Here is an 8,891-nt window from a genome sequence, read left to right as displayed (position 1 = left end):
CCGGCAGCGCCGTGCGGCTGCTGCGGGTGCACCTGGCTGGCGGCGCCTCGGCGGGCACGCTGCTGTCCGACCTGACGCGCCAGCACGGCCTGGATGTCAGCCTGGTTCAGGCGCGCGTCGAAGACATCAAGGGCGTGGCCGTGGGCACGGTGTTCGTACTGGTGCAAGGCGCGCCCAACGCGGTCGCCCATGCCCTGGCCGACCTGGCCGCCCGAGAAATCCCTGTAGAAGAAATTGCTCATGAGTCCGCAACTGATCGACCTGCTCATCACCTCGCTGCTTGAAACCCTGCTGATGGTGGGCGTGTCCAGCGGTATTGCGGTATTGGTGGGCATACCCATGGGCGTGGTGCTGGTGGTGACCGCGCGCGGCGCCATGCTGCAGAACCTGGGGGTGAACCGTGTGCTGGGGGCCATTGTCAACGCCACGCGTTCGGTGCCGTTCGTCATCCTGATGGTGGCGATCATTCCGTTCACCCGCTGGATCGCGCAGACATCCATCGGCACCACCGCGGCCATCGTGCCGCTGGCCGTTGCCGCCATTCCGTTCATGGCCCGCATCGCCGAGAACGCCATGCGCGAAGTCGATCCCGGCCTGCTGACCGCGGCGCGCGCCATGGGGGCCAGCCCCTTGCAGATCATCCTGAAAGTGCTGCTGCCCGAGTCGCTGCCCGGCCTGGTGGCGGCCACCATCGTCACCGTGGTCAGCCTGATCGGTTATTCGGCCATGGCGGGCGCCATTGGCGGCGGCGGCCTGGGCGACCTGGGCATACGCTACGGCTACCAGCGCTTCCTGCCGGAAGTGATGCTGGCCGTGGTGGTGGTGCTGGTGGCGCTGGTGCAGGTCGTGCAGAGCTTCGGCGACTGGCTGGTCCGCCGCATGTCGCACCGCTGACGTTTTCCTTCCCTTCGGAACCTACGCAACATGAGCATCAAGTTTTTCAAGTCGTTGGCCGCGCTGGCCCTGGGCGCCGCCGCGTTCGCGCAACCCGCGCTGGCGCAGGACAAGCCCCTGAAGGTGGGCGTTACCGCCGGCCCGCACGCGCAGATTTTTGACGTGGTAAAGCAGGAAGCTGCCAAGCAGGGCCTGCAGATCCAGGTTATCGAGTTCAGCGACTATGTGCAGCCCAACGCCGCCCTGGCCGTGGGCGACCTGGACCTGAACAGCTACCAGCACCAGCCCTACCTGGATTCGGCCAACGCCGACCGCGGCTACAAACTGGTCAGCATCGCCAAGACGGTGATCTTTCCCATCGGCATCTACAGCAAGAAGATCAAGCGGCTGGACGAACTGAAGCAGGGCGCGCAAATTGGCATTCCGAACGACCCCACCAATGGCGGCCGTGCCTTGCTGCTGCTGCAATCGCAGGGCCTGATCAAGCTGGACCCGGCCGCCGGCCTGAAGGCAACGCCCATCGACGTGGTGGAAAACCCGCGCAAGTTGCGCTTCGTGGAACTGGATGCTGCCCAGTTGCCCCGTTCGCTGGATGACACCGACGCCTCGGCCGTGAATACCAACTTCGCGCTGGAAGCCGGCCTGGACCCGAACAAGGATGCCATTGCCCGCGAGGCGGCCGATTCGCCTTATGCCAATGTGCTGGCGGTGCGCGAACAAGACAAGGACCGCGCCGACTTGCAGAAGCTTGTCGGCATCTACCACAGCCCGACGGTCAAGGCGTTCATCGCCGAGAAGTTCAAGGGCGCCGTGGTGGCGGCCTGGTAGGCGTTTTGACAGGCCCGTCGAAATAAGCCATAATTTCGCGCTTCGGTCGGGTCGTTAGCTCAGTTGGTAGAGCAGCGGACTTTTAATCCGTTGGTCGCGCGTTCGAGTCGCGCACGACCCACCAATCAGATCAAGATTCACGCCAACCCCTCGGGGTTGGCGTTGTCGTTTGCGGCGTTTGCGCGGGAAAGGTCCGAATCTGCGCCATGTGGCAGTTTGTTTTATACAATGAAATTAATTTCATTAAACAAAACGACTCGACCATGCCTTCTACGCCCGAAGCTATCCTGGTACATCATCTTGCCGCACGGCGGTCGCAGCCGGTGGCGGTTGCCACGCGCGAGCGGTTGGCGCAAGCCCTGCTGGACTGGTTTACCGCGGGATGGTCGGGCATTGATATGCCGGCTGCGGCCACGATGCGCGAGGTGGCGGCGCAATGCCATCCCGGACCAGGCGTCTCGCCGGTGTTCGGCGGCGCCGCGGCTAGCGGCATGGCCGCCGCGTTTGCCAATGCCGCCATTGCCCACTTGCGTGAAATCGACGATGCGCACCGGGCGGCAATGTTGCATCCCGGCGTGGTGGCGATCACTCCGGTGCTGGCGCTGGCGTCCCAGCAGGCGCTGACGCAACGCCAGGCGACGGATGCGATCATCGCAGGCTACGAGGTGTCGTTGCGGCTGGGGGAAGCGCTCGGTACCCGGCACGCGGCCAACTTCCATGCCACGGCAACGGCCGGCTCCGTGGGGGCGGCGGCGGCGGCAGGCGTGGCGCTGGGCTTGGCCCCGGATCAGCTGCATCATGCCCTGGGCATTGCGGCCACGCAGGCCGCGGGGCTGTGGCAACTGGTCGACGATGGCGCGCATGCCTCCAAATCCCTGCATCCTGCCATGGCGGTACGCAATGGCCTGACCGCGGCGTATGCCGCGCGGGCCGGCCTGCCTGGCGCGCGCGCATTTGCCACGGGCCCGCGGGGCCTGTATGCCCTGCTGGCCGGTGACGGCCCCATCGAGGCCTTGGACAGTGAGCTGGATGGGCCCGAACGCATCAACACCGCCACCATCAAGGCCTGGCCGTGCTGCGCGCAGTTGTTCACCCCTTTGGACGCAATCCGGGACTTGATCGATGCACATGGCATCAAGCCGGCCGATGTGCAGGCCGTGGACATCACGATTTTTCCCCATGCGCTGAAGATCGCCGGCGTGGATTGGCCGGCCAATCCGTCCGAGACTTGCTTCAGCCTGCGCTATGTGGCGGCCACGTTGCTGTTGCATGGCCAATTGCGCATCCAGGATATGGAAGCGCCCCAGCTCGGTGCGCCGGCCTTGCGGGAATTGGCGGCCCGCATCACGGTCAGCACCGACGACGCTTTCCAGCGCGCCTTTCCCCGCAAGCGGCCGAGCCGGGTCACGATTGCGCTGCGCGATGGCCGGCAATTCAGCGCACTGCGCGAGCTGCGGCGCGGCGACCCCGAAGAACCCTATACCTGGCAGGCACTGCAGGCGCGCATGCGGTCCTTCGCGCCGGGCATGGGCGATGCCGCCGCCGGTGCAATCTCCGACTGGTGCGCGGCATATGCCGACCCGGCGCGCGATACGGCGCCTTGTCTTCCCGCGGCGCCTCTGTTCGGCAGTTGATGCGCTGCCCTGTCTCGTGAGGATGGGGCGCTCAGTCGGCCGGCGGTTCGGTAGAGAAACTCTGCAGGGCTAGTTCGCGGCGCACGATCTCGACCGCCTTCAGCTGCGCCTTTTCGTTATGGCGCGAGGCCAGCCCCAGCACCACCAGCGCGCCCACGAAGCTGCCGTCGGCATCGAAGACGGGCAAGGCCACCGAGGCCATTTCAGCGACCCGTTCCGAGCGGGTCATGGCGTAGCCCTTGGCGCGGATGGCCTTGGCATGCGGCGTGGCGCCACCGGTGAAGAACTGCAATACGTGGGCCGAAGACCCGCCGGCAGCCAATGGCAAGCGAGTGCCGACTTCGACGTGATGGCGCACCTCTTTCGTCGTGTTCTCGCGATACAAACAGATCCGGTCGTCGCCGCTGCGCGTATATAGCGCGACGGTCTCGCCGGTTTCCTGTACCACTTTGCGCAGTACCGGCTGTATGCGCGCGCCCAGGTCGAAGGTGCGCCGGTACAGCATGCCCATATGCAGCAAGGCCGGGCCGGGCGCATAAGCGCCGCTTTCGTAGCGGTGCAGCAGCCGGGCGCGCACCAGGACGCCAGCCAGGCGCAAAAGGGTTGCCTTGTCCAGCCCGGTCCGTTCAGCCAGGTCGGTCAGGGTAAGGCGCAACGCCTGTTCATTGAAGGCCTCGAGGATGGCGACGCCGCGTTCCAGCACGCCGGCCGGCGGTGTGATGGGGGTGTTTTGGCTTGACACGTGAATTCAAAGCTCCTATATTTTCATTAAATAAAATTTATTTTACTCAATGAAATTTGGCCGGTGCGGATATGCCGGTCAGTCACAGGGAGACAAGTATCGCTCAGTCGTGGCGGCTATGCTGCGGCGGGGCGGTCGCAGCAAGCCATGCCGGATCCAGACACCAATTTCCTTGCCTCGCTGCAGGCCGTGATGGGCGCGGGCCATGTGTTGACCCGCGACGTCGACATGGCCGCCTATGTGAACGACTGGCGTGGCAACTATCCCGGGTCGGCCCTGGCCGTGCTGCGGCCGGCCAGCACTGAACACGTGTCCCGCGCCGTGGCCCTGTGCGCCGCCGCGGGCGTCGCTGTCGTGCCCCAAGGCGGAAATACCGGCCTGGTGGGGGGATCCACGCCGGATGGCTCCGGGCGCGAGATCGTATTGAGCCTGGGGCGCATGAATGCCGTGCGGCGGGTGGATGCGCTGGACAACAGCATGACGCTCGAGGCGGGATGCACCGTGCAGGCGGCGCAACAGGCCGCCGCGGCACAAGGCCGGCTGTTTCCCTTGTCGCTGGCATCCGAGGGCAGCGCAACCGTTGGCGGGGTGGTGTCCACCAATGCCGGCGGCGAGCAGGTGCTGCGCTATGGCAATACGCGCGACCTGACGCTGGGCCTGGAAGTCGTGCTGCCCGACGGCCGGATCCTGGATGCCCTGACCGCGCTGCGCAAGGACAATACGGGTTACGACCTCAAGCACTTGTTCATCGGCGCGGAAGGCACGCTGGGCGTGGTAACGGCGGCCACCTTCAAACTGGTCGCCGCGCCTCGCAAGGTGGTGACGGCATGGGTGGCGCTGCCCGATCCCCAGGCCGCCGTGGATCTTCTGGCGCGGCTGACCGATTCGGTAGGCGAACGGGTGACGGCATTTGAGCTGCTGGGGCGCCAGGCGCTGGACCAGGTGCTGGCCCGGCCGCTGGACGGCATGCGTGACCCTTTGGGGGGCAGCTATCCGTGGGCCGCGCTGTTCGACGTATCCGAGACCTCGGTCCGCCTGGACCCCGCACCGGTGGTAGAGGAAGTGCTGGGCGAGGCACTGGAGGCGGGTGTCGTGCTGGACGCCGCCCTGGCGGCCTCGGGCCGCCAGGCGCACGAGTTCTGGGCGCTGCGCGAACACGTGCCGGAAGCGCAGCGGCTCGATGGCCCTTCAATCAAGCATGACATATCGGTACCGGTATCGCGCACACCGGCCTTCATCGCCGCGGCCGGCGCGGCGCTCGATCAACTGATGCCCGGTATCCGCATTGTCTGCTTCGGCCATGTCGGCGACGGCAACCTGCATTACAACCAGAGCAAGCCGCCGGGCATGCCGGACGCGGATTTTCGCAATCGCGCGGCCGCCGTGCACGACGTGGTGCACGATATCGCGGCGCGCATGCAGGGTTCGATCTCGGCCGAACACGGCATCGGCCGCCTCAAGCAGCAGGCTTTCCTGCATCACAAGTCACCGGTCGCGCTGGATGTGATGTCCGGCATCAAGGCCGCGCTGGATCCTCGCCAGCTCTTCAATCCCGGCCGCGTGTTGCCGCGCGAACGCCGTCCCTTCTTTTAGCCAGTCAGGAATCTCCATGTCTGTTTCCGTTTTCGATATGCAATCGCTCCAGCATCTGTGGAGCACCGACGAACTGCGCGCCATTTTTTCCGAAGAGAACCGTGTCCAGAAATGGCTGGATTTCGAGGCCGCGCTGGCTTGCGCACAGGCGGATCTGGGTATTGTTCCGGCCGCGGCGGCGCGGGAGATCACGGCCCAGGCGCAGGTACGCAACATCGATATCGGCAAGATGTCGGCCGAGATCCGGCGCATCAAGCATTCCCTGGTGCCCGCGCTCAAGCAATTGCAGGCGCGCTGCAGCAAGGATAACGGCGAGTGGCTGCACTATGGCGCCACGACCCAGGACGTGGTCGATACAGGCGTCGCGCTGCAGCTTAAAGAGGCGCACGCCGTGATCATGCGCGACCTGCGCGCGGTGGGCGGCGAGCTGGCCAGGCTGGCGCGCGAGCACCGCGACACCATCATGGCGGGCCGCACGCATGGCGTGCAAGCCTTGCCCATCACGTTTGGCCACAAATGCGCCATCTGGCTCGATGAGATCGAACGCCATCAGCAGCGCCTGACAGAATGCGAACCGCGCGTGCTGGTGGGCATGGTGGCGGGGGCGGTGGGCAGCCAGGCCTCGCTGGGCGAACAGGCCGCCGAAGTCGAGCGCCTCACCTTGCAGCGGCTGGGCCTGGGCGTGCCGCCGATCAGCTGGGCGCCGGCGCGCGACCGCTTCACCGAATACGCGTTGCTGCTGGCCATGGTGGGTGCCACGTTGTCGAAGATCGGCAATGAACTCTTCAATATGCAGCGCAATGAATTCGCCGAGGTCGAGGAAGCGTTCTCGGAGGGCAAACTGGGTTCGTCAACCATGCCCCACAAGCGCAATCCGACTTCTGCCGAGAACCTGGCCGGCCTGTCGCGCCCGCTGCGCTACAACGCCACCCTGATGCTCGAAGGCATGGTCCAGGAAGGCGAACGCGACGGCATCGCCTGGAAGATGGAATGGAAGGCGCTGCCGGAATGCTGCCTGATCGCCGGCGCCATGCTGTTCCAGGCCAGGAACCTGCTGGCTGGACTGCGTGTCGACGGCGCGGCCATGGCCGCCAATCTCGAGCGCATGCGCGGCTACTTGCTGTCCGAGCGCGTCATGCTCGAACTGAGCGAGCGCGTGGGCAAGCAGACCGCGCATGAATGGATCTACGAGGCGTCCATGCACGGCATTACCCAGAAACTGGATTTCGCCGACGCCATGCGCCAGCACAAGGAACTGGCCAAGCTGCTGGGCGAGGATGAAATCCGGCGCCTGACGGACCCCGCCGGCTATCTGGGGCAGTGCGGCGCGTCGATAGACCGCCTGCTCGCCGCGCAAGGCAGGACGGCCGGCCCGCAAGGCTGAGCCCGTCCTGGATATTCAATAACCACATAAGGGAGACAAACCATGACTCAAGTTCCAGGCAGGTTCCTCGTTCCGAGCCGTATCCGGTGGGTGGGCGCGCTGGCGGCCATCGTGGCCCTGGCGGCCCCGCTGACCCCCGCTGGCGCCGCGCAGGAAAAATTCCCGGAACGGCCCATTACGCTGGTCGTGGGGTTTCCGCCGGGAGGCGGCGGAGACCTGTATGGCCGCCTGATTGCCACGGCAATGAGCAAGACCCTGGGCCAGACCGTTATTGTCGAGAACAAGCCGGGAGCCGGGGGAAATATTGCCGCGGCGTTGGTTGCCAAGGCGCCCGCGGATGGCTACACCATGCTGTTGGCCATGAGCGGAAACATGGCCGTGTCGCCGGCCCTGAAGCCCCAGACGCTGCCCTATAAAGTGCCGGATGATTTCGCGCCGATCGGGCTCATTCTCGAAGCGCCGCACGGCTTGTTCGTGGCACCCAAGTCCCAGTTCACCGATGCCAGGAGCGTGCTGGCGCAGGCCAAGACGACCGAACTGACGTTCGCGTCGACCGGCACCGGCGGCGCGGCCCACATCGGCATGGAACGCATCAAAGAGCTGGCGGGGCTGCGGCTGCTGCATATTCCCTACAAGGGTTCGGGTCCTGCCATTACCGACCTGATCGGCGGGCAGATAAACATGTTCTTCGCGACGGCGTCGCCGCTCATGCCGCAGGTACGCCAGGGCGGCCTGCGGCTGCTGGCGGTGTCCGGCGAAAAACGCAGCCCCAGCCTGCCCGATGTGCCGACGTTCAAGGAACTGGGTGTGGATATGACGCTGACACAGTGGTATGGCCTGGCCGCGCCGGCAGGCACGCCGAAGGATGTGCTGCAAGTGCTGTCGCGCCATTTGAGCCTGGCATTGAAAGATCCTGCCGTGCAGGCCACCATCCGCGAGAACGCCGCCATGGAGCACGATGTGCCTCTGGACCAGTTCCGCGAGTACCTGGTGCGCGATATCGCCCAGTACAAGACCGTCGCCACCCCGCAATTGCTGAAGCAGATCGGCCTGTAGTGCCGGCAACCCGACAGGAGCTATCCTCATGTTGAACGACTGGAACCAGATGCTGGCCAACAACCGCAAGGCCGCCGGACAGCTGGCCACACACAATCCGCAGCTGCTGACGGCATTTCGCGCCTTGAACGAGGCGCAGGGCGCCACCGGCACGCTGGATGCCAAGACCCGCGAATTGATCGCCCTGGCCGTGGCGGTGACCACGCGCTGCGACGGTTGTATTGCCGCGCATGCCGCCGCGGCGCGCCAGGCCGGCGTCAGCGAGGCCGAGCTCAGCGAGGCGCTGGGCACCGCCATTGCCTTGAACGCGGGCGCGGCATACGTTTATTCCCTGCGCGCCATGGATGCGCTGGGCGACTTCAAGAGCTGATGACCACCATGCGATTCGATACCCTGATAAGCCCGCAGGAACTGGCGCGAGCGCTGGACGGCCCCCGTGCGCCGGTGCTCCTGGATTGCGGTTTCGATCTGGCTGATCCGCAAGCGGGCCAGCGCGCCTATGCCCTGGAACACATTCCGGGAGCCCATTACTTGCACCTGGAAGCGGACTTGAGCGGTGTTCCGACCGGCCGCAATGGGCGCCACCCGCTGCCAGACCGCGCCGGGTTCGCGGCGCGCATGGCGGGCCTGGGCGTGCAGGCGGATACCCAGGTCGTGGCCTACGACAACGCCGGCGGCATGTATGCCGCCCGGCTGTGGTGGCTGATGCGCTGGATCGGCCACGGCGCCGTGGCCGTGCTGGATGGCGGACTGGCCGGCT

The 8,891-nt window shown here is 65.8% G+C and carries 10 protein-coding genes and 1 tRNA gene; 10 read left to right on the top strand and 1 reads right to left on the bottom strand.

Annotated features, from left to right (window positions below):
• The 5 genes from LPZ50_RS17355 to LPZ50_RS17335 all read left to right on the top strand — a co-directional run.
• The coding region (locus tag LPZ50_RS17355; RefSeq protein WP_329957676.1) for an NIL domain-containing protein at positions 1–284 on the top strand (284 nt) is incomplete at its 5' end.
• Positions 241–894 carry a methionine ABC transporter permease gene (locus LPZ50_RS17350; RefSeq protein WP_230663026.1) on the top strand — a complete coding sequence of 218 codons (654 nt, stop codon included), beginning with the start codon at positions 241–243 and terminating at the stop codon, positions 892–894. The genes LPZ50_RS17355 and LPZ50_RS17350, both read left to right, overlap by 44 nt.
• A 30-nt stretch (positions 895–924) precedes the next feature.
• Positions 925–1,722 carry a MetQ/NlpA family ABC transporter substrate-binding protein gene (locus tag LPZ50_RS17345; RefSeq protein ID WP_230663024.1) on the top strand — a complete coding sequence of 266 codons (798 nt, stop codon included), beginning with the start codon at positions 925–927 and terminating at the stop codon, positions 1,720–1,722.
• 48 nt (positions 1,723–1,770) lie between these two features.
• Positions 1,771–1,846: transfer RNA gene (locus LPZ50_RS17340), tRNA-Lys, on the top strand.
• Positions 1,847–1,985: 139 nt separating this feature from the next.
• Positions 1,986–3,356, top strand: coding sequence for an MmgE/PrpD family protein (locus LPZ50_RS17335; protein ID WP_230663022.1), 1,371 nt, complete (start codon positions 1,986–1,988; stop codon positions 3,354–3,356).
• Positions 3,357–3,387: 31 nt separating this feature from the next.
• Here LPZ50_RS17335 and LPZ50_RS17330 read toward each other — a convergent pair whose 3' ends face one another.
• Positions 3,388–4,098, bottom strand: a complete 711-nt coding sequence (locus LPZ50_RS17330; RefSeq protein ID WP_230663020.1) for an IclR family transcriptional regulator — start codon at positions 4,096–4,098, stop codon at positions 3,388–3,390.
• 147 nt (positions 4,099–4,245) lie between these two features.
• On the opposite strand from LPZ50_RS17330, the gene LPZ50_RS17325 reads away from it, so the two are divergent.
• The 5 genes from LPZ50_RS17325 to LPZ50_RS17305 all read left to right on the top strand — a co-directional run.
• Complete coding sequence (locus LPZ50_RS17325) at positions 4,246–5,691, top strand: FAD-binding oxidoreductase (RefSeq protein ID WP_230663018.1); 1,446 nt, start codon at positions 4,246–4,248, stop codon at positions 5,689–5,691.
• Between the two features lie 16 nt (positions 5,692–5,707).
• Positions 5,708–7,075, top strand: coding sequence for an adenylosuccinate lyase (gene purB / locus LPZ50_RS17320; protein ID WP_230663016.1), 1,368 nt, complete (start codon positions 5,708–5,710; stop codon positions 7,073–7,075).
• A gap of 42 nt (positions 7,076–7,117) precedes the next feature.
• A complete protein-coding gene (locus LPZ50_RS17315) occupies positions 7,118–8,131 on the top strand; it encodes a Bug family tripartite tricarboxylate transporter substrate binding protein (protein ID WP_230663014.1) in 1,014 nt (337 codons plus the stop codon).
• 28 nt (positions 8,132–8,159) lie between these two features.
• Positions 8,160–8,501 (top strand): carboxymuconolactone decarboxylase family protein, encoded by a 342-nt coding sequence (locus LPZ50_RS17310; protein WP_230663012.1) that lies wholly within the window; start codon positions 8,160–8,162, stop codon positions 8,499–8,501.
• Positions 8,501–8,891, top strand: a 391-nt coding sequence (locus tag LPZ50_RS17305; RefSeq protein WP_419195608.1) for a sulfurtransferase, incomplete at its 3' end; no start/stop codon positions are given. The genes LPZ50_RS17310 and LPZ50_RS17305, both read left to right, overlap by 1 nt.

The sequence above is a fragment of the Bordetella petrii genome, assembly GCF_020991325.1.
In the GTDB taxonomy this organism is placed as follows: domain Bacteria; phylum Pseudomonadota; class Gammaproteobacteria; order Burkholderiales; family Burkholderiaceae_B; genus Bordetella_A; species Bordetella_A petrii_E.
Note: the sequence above shows the minus strand (reverse complement) of the source record. Positions and strands in the feature narration are given on the sequence as shown.